This window comes from Rhizobium leguminosarum (genome assembly GCF_010668065.1).
Taxonomy (GTDB): domain Bacteria; phylum Pseudomonadota; class Alphaproteobacteria; order Rhizobiales; family Rhizobiaceae; genus Rhizobium; species Rhizobium leguminosarum_S.
The window spans coordinates 59,250-77,272 of the sequence record NZ_WUEN01000005.1; the positions used below are offsets into that span (position 1 = coordinate 59,250).

Below are 18,023 nucleotides of genomic sequence, written 5' to 3' on the forward strand. Positions count from 1 at the left end.
GACTGGTTTAATCGAGGTTGGCGTATTTCGCCCAGACGCTTTTTTCACCTAGCTTGGCGACGAGCGCCTCATGCGCCTGCTCCTCGGTTTGGCTGAGGCGCGGGGCGAGCGGCCGGGGCCGCTCGAGCACGGCGGCAATCACTACGTCGTCTTCCATCCCCATCTCACCGCGAGCTGACTGGTTGGATTTGCCGACCATGCCGAGGCCAAGGGCCGCCTGTCTGCCGCCGATCATCTCGATATAGACTTCGGCAAGCAGTTCGGAGTCGAGCAGCGCGCCGTGTTTGGTGCGGTGCGAATTATCGATGCCGTAGCGCCGGCAAAGCGCATCGAGCGAATTCGGCCCCATCGGGTGTTTGCGCCGCGCCATTGACAGCGTATCGAGCACCCGTTCCGGCAGGATTGGCGGTAAACCGATCCGCGCGAATTCCGCGTTGATGAAGCCCATATCGAAGGTGGCGTTATGGGCAATCCACTTCGCATCGCCGAAGAAGGTAAGGATTTGTTCGGCGACTTCCGCGAAAGGCTGCTTGTCCTTCAGGAATTCATCGGTAATGCCGTGCACGGCGAGCGCATCCGGATGAACCTTCTGATCTCCAGGATTGATGAAGATATGGATCGTGTTGCCCGTGGGGAAATGATTGAAGAGCTCGATGCCGCCGATTTCGATGATGCGGTCGGCGCGGTTGTCGAGGCCGGTTGTTTCCGTATCGAAGATGATCTCACGCATTCCGGAAATCCCCCTTGGCAATCCGCGTTTTCAGGTCGGCGACGATCTCGAACACCCGTTCCCTCGTCGTCGCGATACTGTGACTGGTGTCGATCAGATAATCGGCCCGGCGCCGCTTTTCCGTGTCCGGCGTCTGGCGTGAGAGAATCATGTCGAATTTTTCCTCGGTCATGCCTTCGCGCGCAAGCACCCTTTGGCGCTGAATCTGTGGATCAGTGCTGACGACGACGATGACATCCACTCTTGCCTCGGCGCCGGTTTCGAAAAGTAATGGAATATCGAGCAATACCATGTCGGCACCGGCGGCGCGTTGTCGCTTCAGAAATTCCGTCTCGCGTTTGCGAACCAGCGGATGGACGATCGCTTCCAGGCGTTTGAAGCCGTCAGGATCAAGAGCGAGCTGGCGGCCGAGTTCACGCCGGTCGACGGCTCCATCCTTCATCGTGCCGGGGAAAGCGGCATTCACCAGGGGTGCAGCCTCGCCGGCATAGAGATCGTGGACCACGGCATCCGAATCATTCACCGGGATTCCGGCATCGGCGAAGAGCTTTGCCGCCGTCGATTTTCCCATTCCGATGGAGCCGGTGAGACCGATCTTCAGCATCAGTGTGCGTCCATATCCGCGATGATGAGCGCACGCAGCGCCGCATCGACGATGGGACGCTGGCCGAACCACTTCTCGAATCCAGGCACGGCCTGGTGCAAGAGCATGCCGAGACCATCGACGACGGGAAATCCTTGCTCTTCCGCCTGGGCCAGGATTGGCGTCTTCAAGGGTACATAGACGATATCAGTGACGACAGCATCGGCTGCAAGGGGCGAGAAATCGAGTTGCGGCGCGGCCTCGCCGTCCATGCCGAGCGAGGTGGTATTGATGAAGAGGCCGGCACCCTTCATGACTTCGGCAAGCGCCCCGGCCGGATGAGCCTGGACACGCGGGCCAAAACGATCCGCGAGTTCACGCGCGCGTTCGACGGTGCGGTTGACGACGTGGATCTCCTTGAACCCGCGATCGCGGACCGCCTGGATGATCGCCCGGCTGGCGCCGCCGGCGCCAAAGACAACGGCCGTGCCATGCCGGTCCCAACCGGGATGGCGTTCATCAAGATTGGCGATGAAGCCACGACCGTCGGTATTCGTCGCGTGCAGGGCGCCATCCTCCAGCCAGAGCGTGTTCGCGGCGCCGAGTTCTTGCGATAGCGCGTCCGGCTTGTCGGCGACCCGGAACGCCAATTCCTTGTGGGGAATGGTGACATTGCCTCCGGTAAAGCCGGAACTGCCATCCTTCAACGAGTGAATGAAATCGGCAAAAGCCTCGGGCGCCACTTCATGGGCACGGTAGCTGCCTGGCAGACCGAGCGTCTTCAGCCAATATCCGTGGATCAGTGGCGAGCGCGAATGCTTGATGGGAAAGCCCGTGACAAATGCTTTCGGCCCCAATGTTTCACGTGAATCACCCATCGATTGCTCCGAGTTCTCGCAATTTTTTTAAGAGCGGCAGCATCGGTAGGCCGAGAATGGTGAAATAATCACCCTCGATCTTTTCGAAGAGCTGGATGCCCTCCCCCTCCAATTGATAGGCGCCGACGCTGGAAAGCGCCCGTTCGCCAACCCGCGCCAGATGCCTGTCGATGAACTCCACCGTTAGCGGCCTCATCGTCAATTCCGCATGCGCAAGATATTCCCACAAGACCACGCCATCGCTGACGATCGCGACGGCGCTGTTCAATCGGTGGGCTACGCCGGAGAGAGCTTGAAGGTGGCTAGCCGCGTCGGCCAGGTCCTTCGGCTTATGGAAGACGCTGTCGCCGAGCGACATTGTCTGATCTGAACCGATGACCAGGCCATCCGGAAAGCGGCTGCTGACTTCCTCCGCCTTGGCCCTGGCCAGGACGAGGGCCACGGCATCAGGCTTGGCGCCGGCTTTTTCCAGCGGCGCTTCGACGGACCGTTCATCGATCCTTGCGGCATGCGCCTCGAAGGACAGACCGGCATTTTCCATCAGCATCCGGCGAAAGGGGCTCGACGATGCAAGGATGAGTTTCGGCGTCATGGGTTCCTCGGCGTGCCGGCTTTTCGTCAGCGCTTAGCGCAGCTTCGGCCGCAGGGCAACGATTGCCGCGGCTGTTTCCTCGATTGAGCGGCGGGTGACGTCGATCAGCGGCCAGTTATGACGGGCGCAAAGTGAGCGGGCATATTTCAGCTCCTCGGAAATCGCGGCGCGATCGGTGTAGTGTTCGCGATCGAAGCCCTGCGTCACCCCGAGCACACGATTTTCCCGCACCTGGGAAATGCGGTCGGTGGTGGCGATCAGGCAGACGATCAGCGGTTTGCTCGCGACGAAGAGGCTCTCCGGTAATGGCACGCCATAGACGATCGGAATGTTCGCAGTCTTGATGCCTCGGTTGGCGAGGTAGATGCTGGTCGGTGTTTTCGACGTACGGCTGATGCCGATGATCACGACATCGGCGTCGTTGTAATCGTCGGGCATCTGGCCGTCATCGTGATCCATGGTGAAATTCAGCGCTTCGATGCGCGCGAAGTAGCCGGCATTCATCACATGCTGAGCTCCGACCCGACGGCGCGACGGGGCGCCGAGATAGATCTGGAAGGCATTCATCACTGGCTCCAGCACATTCACCGAGGCGACGCCCATCTCGATGCAGCGCTCATCGATCAGGCTTGCAAGCTCCCGGTCGACAATGGTGTAGAGCACAATACCGGGGGCGTCATCGATCGCCTGCAGAACCGGCAGCAGCTGCTTGCGATTGCGGATCAGCGGATAGACATGTTCGATCGGCTGCGCCGATCTGAACTGCGCCGACGCGGCGCGTCCGGCGGAGATCAGAGTCTCTCCCGTTGAGTCAGAAATCAGATGCAGATGAAAGAAGTTCGTTCTGTTCTCCACGCTATTTTCCGCTGCCTGTTGAAAACACTGGATGAAACAGAGCTACGGCGGCGAGGCAGTCTCCGGCAAGGGAAAACATGCCTGCTTATCCACATTTCGGATTTTGCCGAACGGTTTCGGTTAGCCCTGTGGACGATGGGGAAGGGCTGGGCTTCTTGAAAGCTCGTCCACAGCCTGTCCACAGCTATGAGATAAATTGCCGATCCGGAAGGATTTGGAATCATTTCCGGATTCGGCTTCTCCCCGAAATTTGGACGAGATGGACAAATCTTCCCAATGTTGTTTTGCAGGCGCGCGACAAATGGCATCGGCGGTGGATGGATTTTAATCCTTGATAGTCACCGACTCTAAGAAATAGAAACCTTTTAAAATATCTTTGTTATTTTATAGGGAAGAAGCGCTTGAGCGATACGCGCCGAAAGATCATGAGGGTTTTGAGTGGCGAGAGCCTCTCCCCTCCTCCCCTCTGGCTGATGAGACAGGCAGGACGTTATCTCCCGGAGTATCGGGAGACGCGGGCGAAGGCAGGGAGTTTTCTTGATCTCTGCTATACACCTGACCATGCCGTCGAAGTGACATTGCAGCCGATCCGCCGCTATGGCTTCGATGCGGCCATTCTGTTTTCCGATATCCTGGTCATTCCAGACGCAATGAAGCGGAATGTCCGGTTCACCGAGGGCCATGGCCCGGAGATGGATCCGATCGATGAAGCCGGGATCGGCAGTTTGAACGGCGAAGAGGTTGTCGATTATCTCAGGCCGGTTCTGGAGACGGTACGGCGGCTGCGTGAAGAACTGCCAGCGGAGACGACGCTGCTCGGTTTCTGCGGCGCGCCATGGACGGTAGCGACCTACATGATCGCCGGTCACGGCACGCCGGATCAGGCCCCTGCCCGTCTCTTCGCCTACAGGCATCCCCGCGCTTTCGAGCATCTGCTGATGCTGCTTGCCGACGTATCGGCCGACTATCTCGTCGCCCAGATCGATGCCGGCGCCGATGCCGTGCAGATCTTCGATTCCTGGGCAGGTGTTCTCGGCGAGAAGGAGTTTGAGGCGTTCGCGATCAGGCCGGTTGCGCGGATGATCGCTTCGGTCAAATCACAACGGCCGCATGCTCGCATCATCGCTTTTGCCAAGGGCGCCGGCTACCAGCTGAAAACCTATCGCCAGAAGACCGGCGCAGATGCGATCGGCCTCGACTGGTCGGTCCCGCTGGCCTTCGCCGCCGAACTTCAAAAGGATGGACCGGTTCAGGGCAACCTTGATCCGATGCGTGTCGTTGCCGGCGGCCGGGCGCTGGAAGACGGCATCGACGATATTCTGCAGCATCTCGGCAATGGTCCGCTGATTTTCAATCTCGGTCACGGCATTACACCGCAGGCCGACCCCGAGCATGTGCGTCTGCTGGTGGATCGCGTGCGAGGCGGGGCGTGACGATGGAAAAACAGACCGATCGCAGATCTGGCGCTTACGCCCGGCGCCGGGCTCATTTTGCGCTGGCCTTCTTTGCGCTGATGGCGATCGGGCTTTTTGCGTGGAACCCCGATAATCTCTACCTCTGGATCAAGGCGCTACACATCATCGCAGTCATTTCGTGGATGGCCGGGCTGTTCTATATGCCGCGGCTGTTCATCTATCACACCGATGCGGAGCCGGGTTCGGTGCAGTCGGAAACCTTCAAGGTAATGGAGCGCCGGCTGCTTCGAATCATCATGACTCCGGCGATGATGTTGACGTGGATTTTCGGCCTCTATCTCGCCTGGTCGGTTTACGGATTCCAGGGCGGCTGGCTGCATGCCAAGATCGGTCTCGTCGTATTGCTGACCGCTGTTCATATGTTCTTCAGCCGCGCCGTCGGAGCGTTCGAGCGGGATGAAAATCGCCGCTCGGCGCGTTATTGGCGGTTCATGAACGAGGCCCCGACAGTGCTGATGATCCTGATCGTCATCCTCGTCGTGGTGAAGCCGTTCTGAGGAAAATCGTCCTCAGGTTAAATTTGCTTCATTTTAAGCAGCCCTCTTGCGGCAGCGATTGCGAGTCGCTATTTTCCGCGCATCTCATCTACGTGGCATGTGTGTAGAGTTCAGTCGTCTGCGAGCCCTTTCGCGGTACCGAATACGACCCAACATCGCCTTTCCCCTTTGAAATTAAAAAGAGTATTGGTCACTTCATGGCTGAAATGAAGCTTCAGGAACTTAAGAGTAAATCCCCGACGGATCTGCTGGCATTTGCCGAATCGCTCGAGGTCGAGAACGCGAGCACGATGCGCAAGCAGGAGCTGATGTTTGCGATCCTCAAGATGCTTGCCAGCCAGGATGTCGAAATCATCGGCGAAGGCGTCGTCGAAGTGCTGCAGGACGGTTTCGGCTTCCTGCGGTCGCCCAATGCGAACTACCTACCGGGCCCGGATGATATTTATATCTCCCCGTCGCAGATCCGCCGTTTCTCGCTGAAAACCGGCGATACCGTCGAAGGCCCGATCCGTGGACCGAAGGAAGGCGAGCGCTATTTCGCGCTGCTCAAGGTCAACACCATCAATTTCGACGATCCGGAACAGATCCGGCACAAGGTCCATTTCGACAATCTGACGCCGCTCTATCCGAACGAGCGCTTCAAGATGGAACTCGATATTCCCACCACCAAGGATCTGTCGCCACGTGTGATCGACCTGGTGGCGCCGCTCGGCAAGGGCCAGCGTGGATTGATCGTCGCGCCGCCGCGTACCGGTAAAACCGTGTTGTTGCAGAACATCGCGCATTCGATCACCGCCAACCATCCGGAGTGCTATCTGATCGTCCTGCTGATCGATGAACGCCCCGAAGAAGTAACCGACATGCAGCGCTCGGTTCGCGGCGAGGTTATCTCCTCGACTTTCGACGAACCAGCCGTTCGTCACGTGCAGGTGGCCGAGATGGTCATCGAGAAAGCCAAGCGCCTTGTCGAACACGGACGCGACGTTGTCATCCTGCTCGATTCGATCACGCGCCTGGGCCGTGCCTATAACACGGTCGTTCCCTCGTCAGGCAAGGTCCTGACCGGCGGTGTGGACGCCAACGCTCTGCAGCGGCCGAAGCGCTTCTTCGGCGCGGCGCGTAACATCGAGGAAGGCGGCTCTTTGACGATCATCGCGACGGCGCTGATCGATACCGGCAGCCGCATGGACGAAGTGATCTTCGAAGAATTCAAGGGCACGGGCAACTCGGAAATCGTCCTCGATCGCAAGGTCGCCGATAAGCGTATCTTCCCGGCCATGGATATTCTGAAGTCCGGTACGCGCAAGGAGGACCTTCTGGTTCCGCGCCAGGATCTGCAGAAGATCTTCGTGCTCCGCCGCATCCTTGCTCCAATGGGTACGACCGATGCGGTCGAATTCCTGATCGACAAGCTCAAGCAGACGAAGAACAATTCCGACTTCTTCGAATCGATGAACACATAATCCTTAGCCGGATTCACCCCTTTAAAGCTGGAGGCATGTCACGATGCCTCCAGCTTTTCTATTTGAGAGGAATCGATTTCGATTCCAACCGATGAACCAGGCGATATGGCCATGTTGAATGATACCATATATGCGCTATCGAGCGGTGCCCTGCCGTCGGGTGTTTCAGTCGTTCGAATCAGCGGCCCGCTGACCAGAGACATATTGGTGAAGCTTGTCGGATCTGTTCCGGCAGCCCGGCATGCATCTCACCGAACGATTCGGACTCGTAACAATCAGGCGATCGATAGCGGCCTGGTGCTGTTTTTTCCTGCTCCGAATTCGTTTACCGGTGAGGATATTGCCGAATTGCAGATCCACGGCAGCAGAGCCGTGCTGGCGGCGCTGTTTCACGCGCTTGGCGATATTCCGGGTGTTCGGATGGCGGTCGAGGGTGAGTTCTCCCGCCGGGCTTTCGAGAATGGCAAGCTTGATCTCGTCGAGGTAGAAGGGCTGGCCGATCTCATCGGCGCCGAGACCGAAATGCAGAGGCGCCTTGCGGTCGAACATAGCGCAGGCGGGCTGTCCGCAGTTTACGATTCGTGGGCGGAACGATTAACGCAGGCCCGCGCGCTGATCGAGGCGGAGCTTGATTTCCCCGACGAGGATGACGTTCCTGGGTCGGTATCGGATGCGGTCTGGGCCGATATGGCGAAGCTTCGCAGCGACATCGGGGATCACCTGGCGGCGGCTTCGGCCGGTGAGATCATCAGAGACGGCTTCAAGGTGGTTATCGCCGGCGCTCCGAATGCTGGAAAATCGAGCCTGTTGAACGCTTTGGCGCGTCGAGACGTCGCAATCGTGACGGAGATTGCCGGAACCACCCGCGACGTCCTGCAGGTTGATCTCGATATTGATGGTTACCTGATCAAGCTCTATGACACTGCGGGTCTTCGCGAGGCGGATGACAAAGTCGAAATGGAAGGTGTGCGACGCGCGCGCGTCGCACTGCGTGACGCCGATCTTGTCCTGTTGCTGGTCGACATGACGAAACCGCTAATTCCCGACGACTTGGAGCAGTCCTCTCCGCATGTTACTGTCGGGACAAAGAAGGATCTAACCGAAGTCGCTTCGAGTCGGTATGATCTGCAGATTTCCACCGCGACGGGTGACGGTCTGCCGGAACTACGGAGGTTGATCGGCAACATCGTCGAGAGCCGTTTTGCCGGCCTGTCTATGGCAATTCCCAGCCGGCAGCGGCATAAGGATTCGCTAGCGAAATGTTTAGCGGCGGTTGATGCGGCCATATCGCAGCCGGATGTGAATCTTGAACTGCGGACCGAGCAGCTGCGAATTGCCGCTGAGTATTTGGGCAGAATTACCGGACGAGTGGATGTCGAACAATTGCTCGGGGTGATCTTCTCCGAATTTTGTATTGGCAAATGATTCACGTGAAACCTTTAGAGCCAAAGGCCCGCACGGTTTCACGTGAAACGCCTGCCGGATATGGAGTCTTGAATGACGGATAATGTCTTCGATGTGATTGTGATCGGTGGCGGCCATGCGGGGTCGGAGGCTGCCAGCGCAGCTGCGCGGCTGGGGGCGAAAACCGTTCTGATTACGCATAGGCGGGATACGATCGGAGTCATGTCCTGTAATCCGGCGATTGGCGGACTGGGCAAGGGCCATCTTGTTCGGGAGATCGATGCGATGGATGGGCTGATGGGTCGCGTCGCCGATGTTGCAGGCATTCAATTCAGGATGCTTAACAAGAAGAAAGGCGCGGCTGTCCGAGGACCGCGGACGCAGGCCGATCGAAAGCTTTATCGCCTGGCAATGCTGGCGGCGATCGAAGCGACGCCGAACCTGGATATCATCGAAGGCGATGCGTTTGATCTGGACGTTGTCGATGGTAGCCTTGCTGGTGTAATTATGAAGGATGGTCGGACCCTGAAAGCGCCGGCAGTGGTTTTGACCACTGGAACCTTTCTGCGCGGTCTTATTCATATCGGGTCGGAAAAGACACCGGCCGGGCGTGTCGGTGAAGCGCCGTCGATCGGATTGGCTGCGACCCTCGCCCGCCTTGGACTGCGGCTGGGACGTCTGAAGACCGGCACACCCGCCCGGCTGGACGGAAAGACGATCGACTGGCAGTCCGTCGGTCGACAGGGAGCTGACGAGGAGCTTGTCCCCTTCTCCTTTATGACAGATACGATTACCACGCCACAAATCGAATGCGGGGTCACCAGGACGACCGAAGCGACCCACCGCATCATTGTTGACAACATCATGCGCTCGGCAATGTATTCCGGGCAGATTGAGGGCGTCGGGCCTCGTTATTGCCCGTCGATCGAAGACAAGCTGGTGAAATTCGGAGAGCGGGATGGACATCAGGTCTTTCTCGAACCCGAGGGACTGGACGATGACACGGTCTATCCGAACGGGATTTCTACCTCCCTGCCGGCGGAGGTGCAGGCCGATTTCATCAAAACGATCCCCGGCCTTGAAGCGGCAAGAATACTGCAACCGGGCTATGCGATCGAATATGACCATGTCGATCCGAGGGAGCTTGCTCCATCGCTGGAGGTTAAACGGCTGAGAGGCCTGTTTCTGGCGGGCCAGATCAATGGTACCACCGGATATGAAGAAGCCGCCGCACAGGGATTAGCAGCCGGGCTGAATGCTGCGTTGCGAAGCAGCGATTCGGATCCGTTTCATTTCAGCCGGACGAGTTCTTATATTGGCGTCATGATCGACGATCTCACGTCGCGAGGCGTTACGGAGCCGTATCGAATGTTTACATCGCGTGCGGAGTATCGGCTGACGTTGCGGGCTGACAACGCCGATATGCGCTTGACGCCGCTGGCGATCCGGCTCGGCTGCGTCAGCGACGCGCGAGTGCAGCGATTCACATCCTATCAGGCAGAGATCGAAACCAGTCGGGCGTTGTTGCAGTCGCTGGCGGTTACACCGAATGAGGCGCGCCGCGCGGGCTTGAATATCAATCTCGATGGGCAGCGCCGAACTGCGTATGATTTACTGTCCTATCCGAATTATGATTTCGCCGCGCTTAGCCATGTTTGGCCGGAGAAGCTCGGCATGATTGGACGGAAAGTCGCGGAAGCGCTGGAAATCGAGGCAGGGTATTCGGTTTATCTCGATCGACAAGCCTCGGCGATTGCCGATCAGCAACGGGACGAGGAGCGGCAGATACCGCTTGATTTCAACTATGACGCACTGTCCGGTCTCTCGAACGAGCTGAAGGTCAAGCTCGGCACTGCCCGCCCGTTCAATATCGCCCAGGCTGCAATCGTTGAAGGGATGACACCTGCGGCAATCGCGCTGCTGCTCGTGCACTTGCGTCGACTTTACTCTGCCGAGCGCCATAGCGCTTGATTACAAGATTTGAGAGTCCTTCAGAATGGAATTAAACGGTTTGCGTGTTTCACGTGAAACACAGGAACGGTTGCAACACTTTGCAGCGCTGTTTCAAAAGTGGGCAAAAGCAATTAATCTTGTGGCGCCGTCGACACTTGATGATCTGTGGCACCGGCACATCGCTGATAGCAGCCAAGTCTTTCAGATTCATCCTCAACCGACTACCTGGGCTGACCTCGGCAGCGGGGGCGGCTTTCCTGGCGTCATTACGGCGATTTTTCTGGCCGAGCTGCAGGGTGGATGGGTCCATCTGGTCGAAAGCAACCATAAAAAGGCAGCGTTTCTGCGGACAGCGCTGCGGGAGACAAATGCGCGCGGCACCGTCCATAGCATTCGAATCGAAGATGCTTATACGGAGGTTGGTGAATGCGGCGCGATTTCAGCGCGTGCCCTTACGGATCTTGATGGGCTCATCGGATATTCATCCCCCTGGATGCTTGGTAAGGAAAATTGTCGTGGCTTCTTTCATAAAGGCCGGGATTATCGGAGGGAAATTGACAAAGCACGTGGTCGGTGGGAATTCGATCTGTTAGAACATAAGAGCGCCGTCGAGCAGGAATCTGTTATTTTAGAAGTATCAAATCTCCGGCGCTTGGTTTAACAGATCGGATATTGCGGCAATGGCTGGCGAACGACATCGGATTATCACCATCGCAAATCAGAAAGGTGGCGTTGGCAAGACGACCACAGCAATCAATCTGGCAACGGCGCTTGCTGCTATCGGCGAGCGCGTCCTGATCGTCGATCTCGACCCGCAGGGCAATGCCAGCACCGGCCTCGGTATCGATCGTCGTGATCGCAAGCTGTCCTCCTACGATCTGATGGTCGGTGATCGCGGGATCCCCGAAGTGACCCTCGAAACAGCAGTTCCTAATCTGTTTATCGTCCCTTCGACGATGGATCTGCTTGGCTTTGAGATGGAAATCTCGCAGCAGAGCGATCGGGTGTTCAAGTTGCGGAAAGCGCTGTCTTCGCCCGAAGCTATGGCGTTTTCTTATATTCTTCTGGATTGCCCGCCTTCGTTCAATCTGCTGACGATGAATGCCATGGCGGCGGCGCATTCGGTCCTAGTGCCGCTGCAATGCGAATTCTTTGCGCTGGAGGGGTTGAGCCAGCTGCTCGAGACCGTCAGCCAGGTGCGGCGGACAGTGAACCCGCGTCTGGATATTCAGGGTATCGTCTTGACGATGTTCGATGCGCGCAACAATCTTGCCCAGCAGGTCGTGAATGACGTGCGTACGCATCTCGGGGACAAGGTTTACCACACGTTAATTCCGCGCAACGTCCGGGTTTCCGAGGCTCCGTCCTACGGTAAGCCGGCTATTCTCTATGACTTGAAGTGCGCGGGCAGTCAGGCCTATCTGCAGCTGGCCTCCGAGGTCATCCAGCGAGAACGCCAAAGACTAGCCGCGTGATATCATTTTAGGGTGTAGGTGAGTGTAGATCATGAATGACGATGTATCAAAGAGGCGATTGGGCCGCGGCCTAGCGGCGCTGATTGGTGAAATGGATCAGCCTGTCCCGGTGGAAGCAGAGCGGACTATCAGCGCCGACAGAATGATCCCGATCGAGTTCGTTAGCCGTAACCCTCGCAATCCCCGTCGGTTTTTCGATGACTCGGAGCTGCATGATCTCGCAAGCTCCATTCGTCAACACGGTATCGTTCAGCCGATTGTTGTGCGAACGATGTCGCGGGATCGATATGAGATCATCGCCGGCGAACGACGCTGGCGCGCAGCTCAGCTTGCCGGGCTGATCGAGATTGCCGTCATTATCCGTGATGTGGATGATAAGACGGCGCTGGAAATCGCCATTGTTGAAAACGTGCAGCGCGCGGATCTCAATGCCCTCGAAGAGGCCCTGGGTTATGAGCAGCTGATCGCGGAATACGGCTACACCCAGAACGACCTCGGCGAAATCATCGGGAAGAGCCGCAGCCATGTTGCAAACTCGTTGCGCCTGTTGAAATTGCCTGATCCGGTTCGCGATCTGCTTGCTGCCGGCAGCCTGTCGGCTGGGCACGCGCGCGCACTGGTTTCAACATCCGACCCGGCAGGTCTTGCCCGTACGATCGTTGCCAAGGGCATGTCGGTGCGTGATGCGGAAAAGCTGGCGCAAAACAATATCAAGGCCCAATCGGAGCCGCAGCAGGCGGCCTTGCGGCGAGATCAGAAAGATTCCGACACGCTGGCGCTGGAACGGACACTTTCCGATGCGCTCGGCCTTGATGTTGCGATCAATCACAAGGCAAGCGGGGGCCAGATCAAAATTTCCTATAAGTCGCTAGAGCAACTCGAGGAAATCTGCCGCTTGCTCGAGAGGCGCTAGAGCGCCGTAGGATGCTCCAACTCCTGGAATCAACGCATCAAGCTTTCCGAAAATCGCCCATGATTTTGGGCCGACGTGCGCTGGTCAGGCGGATTTCCGGCTGGATTGAAGGGTGGTGGACAGAAGCGTTTGCATCGCGACGCTATCCTCCAGCACCTGTCGCCGTCTGCTTTGCAGAATAGCGGCCTGTAAGCGATTGGATTCACGGGCGATGCTTTCCGCGGTCCACTGGCGCAGCGCCTGTTCGATGATCGGCTTGCGGCGGAAATGCAGATGCCGCCCCATCGTCTGCATGATCTGAGGTGGCTGCAGCCGTTTTTCATCCATTTCGGCACGCATCGAATCCAGAAGCTGAAATTGCTTCAGGCATGCCTGCAGCACGAGAAAGATTGCAGTTTTCGAGCTGCTGATCTTTTGCATGGCGTGCAGAAAGGCGTTGAGATCACCGCCGAGGATGGCATCGACCGCGTCGTCGACTGAGATGGCGCTGGCGTCGCCGATTATTTCGGTAACGTGATGTTCTTCGACCGTATCGAAGCCGCGGCAGTAAAGAGCGAGCTTGCGCACCTCGTTTCGGGAAGCGATCCTGTCGCCGCCGATCAACGCGATCAGCGCCTGGCGCGCGGCCGGCGTAATGCCGAGCTTTTCTGCACTGAGCTCCGTATCGATCAACGCATTCAAGGCGCGGCTGTCATCGGCGTAGGAGGGGATCGTCATGACGGATCGTGCGGCTTCCGCGGTCTTACGCAGCAGGGAACCCTTCTTGAGGTCACCTGCCTCGACGATCAGATAGGCGGCTTCGAGCGGTTTTTCGGCCAGCAGCGTCAGGGAATCGACGAGGTATTTCTCGTTGGCGGCACCGCGAATCCAGATCAGTTTCTCACCGCCGAACAGACCGATCGACTGGACCTCGTCGACCAACCGACCGGGGTCTTTCTGCAGGTCGCCGATATCGAGTTTCGTCAGCGAGAAGGGATCATCGAGAGCAACACCGCTCTTACCGGCGAGCAGACCTGCCCGTTCGGAAACAAGGCCGCGATCCGGTCCGTAGATGACGTAAATCCGATAGTTCCGTGCCGATTTCTGCAGGAAAGTATCGAATTCGTGGGATTTTATCTCTGCCACATCTCCGCCCTCAGCGGCTGAGGGCAGCGGCGATATCGGCTCCCACGAATTCCGCAACCTGATCCGCCGCGCGGTTTTCGGCATCGCGGATAGCCCGCTGTTTGGCGAATTCCTGTTCGGAAAAATCCACCAGCGCGGTGGTAGAGCGGCTGCCGGCCTTGATGACGTGATTGTCGGTCGCCGAACGCAGCGTGTAGGTGACGCTGACGGTCACACGGCCAGCGCGCGACGTATCCGTCGAATCCGTCAGGAGTGTGTCGGCAACAGACGTGGTAGCGCGAATCTCAACCTGATATTGCGGGTTTACCGCTTCACCGGCACCACGCGATGCAAGGAAGATCAGGCGATTGCGCACCTGCTGCTCGACGCGGCTGCTTGCTGGGGAAAAGCCGACCGAGGAAAGCTTTTCGACGACACCGGAACTCTCGGAGTAAAGCGGTCGGACCTGGCAGGCGGAGAGAAAAGCCGCCGAGGCAACGATCATGGCGATGCCGGCATTGCGGGCCAGCTTGCAAGCGATATCAAACGACAATGTTTACAATCCTTTGGGGAACCACGATGATCTTCTTCGGTGCCTGTCCGTTCAGCGCGTTCTTCACCGCATCCAGATCCAGCACGGCGTCGGTGACGGCATTCTGATCTGCATCGCGAGAAATTGTCAATTCAGCGCGTTTCTTGCCGTTGATCTGTACCGGCAGGACGACATCGTTTTCGATGACGAGCTTTTTGTCGTACTGCGGCCAGCTTGCCCGGGCAAGCAGTCCTTCATTGCCGAGCGCGGTCCAGCATTCCTCAGCCAGATGCGGCGTCATCGGAGAGACAAGCTGAATCAGGATCTCGGCGGCATCGCGCACCGCCGCGCGATAGGTCGCATCACCCTCGCCTGCCGCAACCCTCGTCATCGGTGCGGCCAGCGCGTTGACCAGTTCATAAATTCGGGCAACGGCTTTGTTGAACCAGAGCTTGTCATAGTCGTTCTCGACAGCCTTCAGCGTCTTGTGGGCGGCCTGCGAGATCGACAAGGCTTCCCCATCGGTTGCCGGCGCTGGTACCACGGCGGAGAGCGCGTCCGCTGCTTCGGAAATCAGGCGCCACAGACGCTGAGTGAAACGATGGGCGCCTTCGACGCCTGCCTCGGACCAGATGACGTCACGCTCCGGTGGAGAGTCAGACAGAACGAAGAAACGGGCGGTATCGGCACCGTAGGAGGCGATGATATCGTCGGGATCGACGACGTTCTTTTTCGATTTCGACATCTTCTCGATCGAGCCGATCGCAACTTCCTCATTGTTCGTCAACAGGAAGGCCCGGCGTTTGCCGTCGAGTTCGTCGATGCGGATATCGGCGGGTGCCACCCATTCGCGGCCGGCGCCGGCGCCGCGGCTATAGGTCTCGTGGACCACCATGCCCTGGGTGAAAAGACCCTTGAAAGGTTCGGTGGCGGCGACGTGACCGGTCTCGCGCATGGCGCGGGTGAAGAAGCGGGAATAGAGCAGGTGCAGGATCGCGTGCTCGATGCCGCCAATATACTGGTCGACCGGCAGCCAGCGGTTTGCCGCCTCCGGATCGGTCGGCTTTCCTTCCCAGGGCGCGGTGAAGCGGGTGAAATACCAGCTCGAATCGACGAAGGTGTCCATTGTATCCGTCTCGCGGCGGGCATCCTTGCCGCAGTTCGGGCAGGAGACATGGCGCCAGGTCGGATGACGGTCGAGCGGATTGCCCGGCTGGTCGAAGGTGACGTCGTCGGGCAGCTTGACCGGCAGGTCCGCCTTCGGCACCGGCACGACACCGCAATCATCGCAATGGATGACCGGGATCGGGCAGCCCCAATAACGCTGGCGGGAAATGCCCCAGTCGCGCAGACGGAAATTGACCTTGCGTTCGCCCTGCGGCGCATTGCCGAGCGAAGCGGCCGACAGCCGGTCGGCGACGATATTGAAGGCTTCCTCGGTCGTCTTGCCGTCGAGGAAGCGCGAATTGATCATCACGCCATCGCCGTCATAGGCCGTGTCGCCGACGGAGAAGCTTGCCGCATCGCCATCCTTCGGCATGACGACTGCCACCACCGGCAGGCCATATTTGCGTGCAAAATCAAGGTCGCGCTGGTCGCCCGAGGGGCAGCCGAAGATCGCGCCCGTGCCATAATCCATCAAGACGAAATTGGCGATATAGACCGGCAGCTCCCAGGAGGGATCGAGCGGGTGCCGGACGCGGATACCGGTATCCATGCCTTTCTTTTCGGCGGTCTCGAGTGCTGCGAGCGAGGTGCCAGCGCGACGGCACTCGTCGCAGAAGGCGTCGATATCAGGGTTCTTCGCGGCGGCATCCTTCGCCAGCGGATGATCGGCGGCGATTGCCAAGAAGGAAGCGCCGAACAGCGTGTCCGGCCGGGTCGTATAGACCGTCACTTCGCTCTCGCCGGCAGGTGCCGTTTCCGGCACGATCTCCCAGCGGATCGTCAGGCCTTCCGAACGGCCGATCCAGTTCTTCTGCATCAGGCGCACTTTTTCCGGCCACTGGTCGAGCGTATCCAGCGCGTCCAGCAGATCCTGGCTGAAGTCGGTGATCTTGAAGAACCATTGCGTCAGTTCTCGCTGTTCGACCAGCGCACCGGAACGCCAGCCGCGGCCATCGATCACCTGTTCGTTGGCGAGCACGGTGTTGTCGACAGGATCCCAGTTGACCTTCGACTGCTTGCGATAGACCAGGCCCTTCTCCAGGAAATCCAGGAAGAGATGCTGCTGGTGCTGATAATATTCGACGTCGCAGGTGGCGAATTCGCGGCTCCAGTCCAGCGAAAGACCCATGGCCTTCAGCTGCGCCTTCATCGAGCCGATATTCTGATACGTCCAGGAGGCGGGATGCACGCCGCGCTCCATGGCGGCATTCTCCGCCGGCATGCCGAAGGCGTCCCAGCCCATCGGATGCAGCACGTTGTAGCCGCGGGCGCGCTTGTAGCGGGCGACGACGTCGCCCATGGCGTAATTGCGGACATGACCCATATGGATGCGCCCCGACGGATAGGGGAACATTTCGAGGACGTAATATTTTTCGCGCGGATCGGCGTTGTCGGTCTCGAAGACCTTGTCTTCATTCCATTTCTGCTGCCAGCGGGGCTCGGCATCGCGCGGATTATAACGTTCGGTGGCCATGGTATTCGTATTTCCGGAAAATCAGGGGAGTTGGTCGAGACCTTCACCATGAAACCACCGTAGCGTCAAGTTTTGCAGGCGCTGCAAGCGTCCGATCTTGATCCCGCGCAAGCGATTTCGCGAAGGCGGGTCTTGGCAAGCACAGGTTGGCTGGTTAGTTCATTGCCAATCCTTTCATGCTGGTATGTCGAGGCAGAACGATGGAACTTCAAGAGCGGTTGAACGACGTGCGATCACGGATTGCGGCCGGGGAACGCGCGGCAGGCCGTCCGGCAGGTTCCGTTCAGCTCGTCGCGGTGTCGAAGACCTTCGAGGCGGACGCGATCCGCCCGGCCATCGAAGCCGGGCAGCGGGTCTTTGGCGAGAACCGGGTGCAGGAAAGCCAGGGCAAGTGGCCGGCGCTGAAGGCAGAGTATCAGGATATCGAGCTGCATCTGATCGGACCGCTGCAATCGAACAAGGCGGCGGATGCCGTTGCATTTTTCGACGTCATCGAGACGGTAGACCGGGAAAAGATCGCCCGCGCGCTTGCCGAGGAGATGAAGCGGCAAGCCAAGACGCTGCGGCTCTATGTCCAGGTCAATACCGGGCTCGAACCGCAGAAGGCAGGCATCGCTCCAGACGACACGCCAGCCTTCGTCGCTCTCTGCCGCAACGAACTCGGCCTTTCGATCGAAGGTTTGATGTGCATTCCCCCGGCCGAGGAAAATCCCGGACCGCATTTCGCCCTGCTGGCAAAGCTCGCGCTCAAATGCGGCGCCGAAAAACTTTCCATGGGCATGTCGGGCGACTACGAGACAGCCATCGCCTTTGGCGCCACCAGCGTGCGTGTGGGGTCAGCGATTTTCGGTACGCGCTGAAACGCTGCTTTGGTCGGGCTTCCTGTTCCCCTTAATGCCGCCTAGATTGATATCGAGGTTTGCATGTC

The 18,023-nt window shown here is 58.5% G+C and carries 17 protein-coding genes; 9 read left to right on the plus strand and 8 right to left on the minus strand.

Annotated features, from left to right (window positions below; all coding sequences use genetic code 11):
• Positions 1 to 7: 7 nt before the first annotated feature.
• The 5 genes from dnaQ to GR198_RS15655 are packed head-to-tail and all read right to left on the minus strand — an operon-like array spanning position 8 to position 3,638.
• Positions 8 to 730, minus strand: a complete 723-nt coding sequence (dnaQ, locus tag GR198_RS15635) for a DNA polymerase III subunit epsilon (protein WP_164025924.1) — start codon at positions 728 to 730, stop codon at positions 8 to 10.
• The gene (coaE, locus tag GR198_RS15640; protein WP_029874609.1) at positions 723 to 1,334 is read right to left on the minus strand and encodes a dephospho-CoA kinase; all 612 of its coding nucleotides are present in this window, start codon (positions 1,332 to 1,334) and stop codon (positions 723 to 725) included. Before coaE ends, dnaQ begins: the two co-directional genes overlap by 8 nt.
• Entirely contained in the window at positions 1,334 to 2,191 is an 858-nt protein-coding gene (locus tag GR198_RS15645) for a shikimate dehydrogenase (RefSeq protein ID WP_164069220.1), read from the minus strand. The genes coaE and GR198_RS15645 overlap by 1 nt, the downstream gene beginning before the upstream one ends.
• Entirely contained in the window at positions 2,184 to 2,783 is a 600-nt protein-coding gene (locus GR198_RS15650) for a Maf-like protein (RefSeq protein WP_029874611.1), read from the minus strand. Before GR198_RS15650 ends, GR198_RS15645 begins: the two co-directional genes overlap by 8 nt.
• 33 nt (positions 2,784 to 2,816) lie before the next feature.
• Positions 2,817 to 3,638 carry a pyruvate, water dikinase regulatory protein gene (locus GR198_RS15655; RefSeq protein WP_011649834.1) on the minus strand — a complete coding sequence of 274 codons (822 nt, stop codon included), beginning with the start codon at positions 3,636 to 3,638 and terminating at the stop codon, positions 2,817 to 2,819.
• 401 nt (positions 3,639 to 4,039) lie between these two features.
• On the opposite strand from GR198_RS15655, the gene hemE reads away from it, so the two are divergent.
• The 8 genes from hemE (at position 4,040) to GR198_RS15695 (ending at position 12,818) form a co-directional block, all read left to right on the plus strand.
• Positions 4,040 to 5,071: a uroporphyrinogen decarboxylase gene (gene hemE, locus GR198_RS15660; protein WP_029874612.1), complete on the plus strand. Its 1,032-nt coding sequence runs from the start codon at positions 4,040 to 4,042 to the stop codon at positions 5,069 to 5,071.
• Positions 5,072 to 5,073: 2 nt separating this feature from the next.
• Complete coding sequence (hemJ, locus tag GR198_RS15665) at positions 5,074 to 5,610, plus strand: protoporphyrinogen oxidase HemJ (protein ID WP_029874613.1); 537 nt, start codon at positions 5,074 to 5,076, stop codon at positions 5,608 to 5,610.
• Positions 5,611 to 5,807: 197 nt separating this feature from the next.
• The gene (gene rho, locus GR198_RS15670; protein ID WP_012759538.1) at positions 5,808 to 7,073 is read left to right on the plus strand and encodes a transcription termination factor Rho; all 1,266 of its coding nucleotides are present in this window, start codon (positions 5,808 to 5,810) and stop codon (positions 7,071 to 7,073) included.
• Positions 7,074 to 7,178: 105 nt separating this feature from the next.
• Complete coding sequence (gene mnmE, locus GR198_RS15675; RefSeq protein WP_029874614.1) at positions 7,179 to 8,498, plus strand: tRNA uridine-5-carboxymethylaminomethyl(34) synthesis GTPase MnmE; 1,320 nt, start codon at positions 7,179 to 7,181, stop codon at positions 8,496 to 8,498.
• Positions 8,499 to 8,570: 72 nt separating this feature from the next.
• Entirely contained in the window at positions 8,571 to 10,448 is a 1,878-nt protein-coding gene (mnmG, locus tag GR198_RS15680) for a tRNA uridine-5-carboxymethylaminomethyl(34) synthesis enzyme MnmG (RefSeq protein ID WP_164069221.1), read from the plus strand.
• A gap of 25 nt (positions 10,449 to 10,473) precedes the next feature.
• Entirely contained in the window at positions 10,474 to 11,091 is a 618-nt protein-coding gene (gene rsmG, locus GR198_RS15685) for a 16S rRNA (guanine(527)-N(7))-methyltransferase RsmG (protein WP_029874616.1), read from the plus strand.
• A gap of 19 nt (positions 11,092 to 11,110) precedes the next feature.
• Complete coding sequence (locus GR198_RS15690) at positions 11,111 to 11,905, plus strand: ParA family protein (protein WP_164069222.1); 795 nt, start codon at positions 11,111 to 11,113, stop codon at positions 11,903 to 11,905.
• A gap of 31 nt (positions 11,906 to 11,936) precedes the next feature.
• A complete protein-coding gene (locus GR198_RS15695) occupies positions 11,937 to 12,818 on the plus strand; it encodes a ParB/RepB/Spo0J family partition protein (protein WP_029874617.1) in 882 nt (293 codons plus the stop codon).
• 84 nt (positions 12,819 to 12,902) lie between these two features.
• Here GR198_RS15695 and holA read toward each other — a convergent pair whose 3' ends face one another.
• Genes holA through leuS form a run of 3 tightly spaced genes read right to left on the minus strand, consistent with a single transcriptional unit; the run spans position 12,903 to position 17,095 of the window.
• Positions 12,903 to 13,943, minus strand: a complete 1,041-nt coding sequence (gene holA / locus GR198_RS15700; RefSeq protein WP_029874618.1) for a DNA polymerase III subunit delta — start codon at positions 13,941 to 13,943, stop codon at positions 12,903 to 12,905.
• A 10-nt stretch (positions 13,944 to 13,953) separates the two neighbouring features.
• Positions 13,954 to 14,475 carry an LPS assembly lipoprotein LptE gene (lptE, locus tag GR198_RS15705; RefSeq protein ID WP_029874619.1) on the minus strand — a complete coding sequence of 174 codons (522 nt, stop codon included), beginning with the start codon at positions 14,473 to 14,475 and terminating at the stop codon, positions 13,954 to 13,956.
• Positions 14,465 to 17,095 (minus strand): leucine--tRNA ligase, encoded by a 2,631-nt coding sequence (gene leuS / locus GR198_RS15710; RefSeq protein WP_029874620.1) that lies wholly within the window; start codon positions 17,093 to 17,095, stop codon positions 14,465 to 14,467. The genes lptE and leuS overlap by 11 nt, the downstream gene beginning before the upstream one ends.
• Positions 17,096 to 17,295: 200 nt before the next feature.
• Between leuS and GR198_RS15715 the strand changes: the two genes are divergently transcribed.
• Positions 17,296 to 17,955 (plus strand): YggS family pyridoxal phosphate-dependent enzyme, encoded by a 660-nt coding sequence (locus GR198_RS15715; RefSeq protein WP_029874621.1) that lies wholly within the window; start codon positions 17,296 to 17,298, stop codon positions 17,953 to 17,955.
• The last annotated feature ends 68 nt before the right edge of the window (positions 17,956 to 18,023 follow it).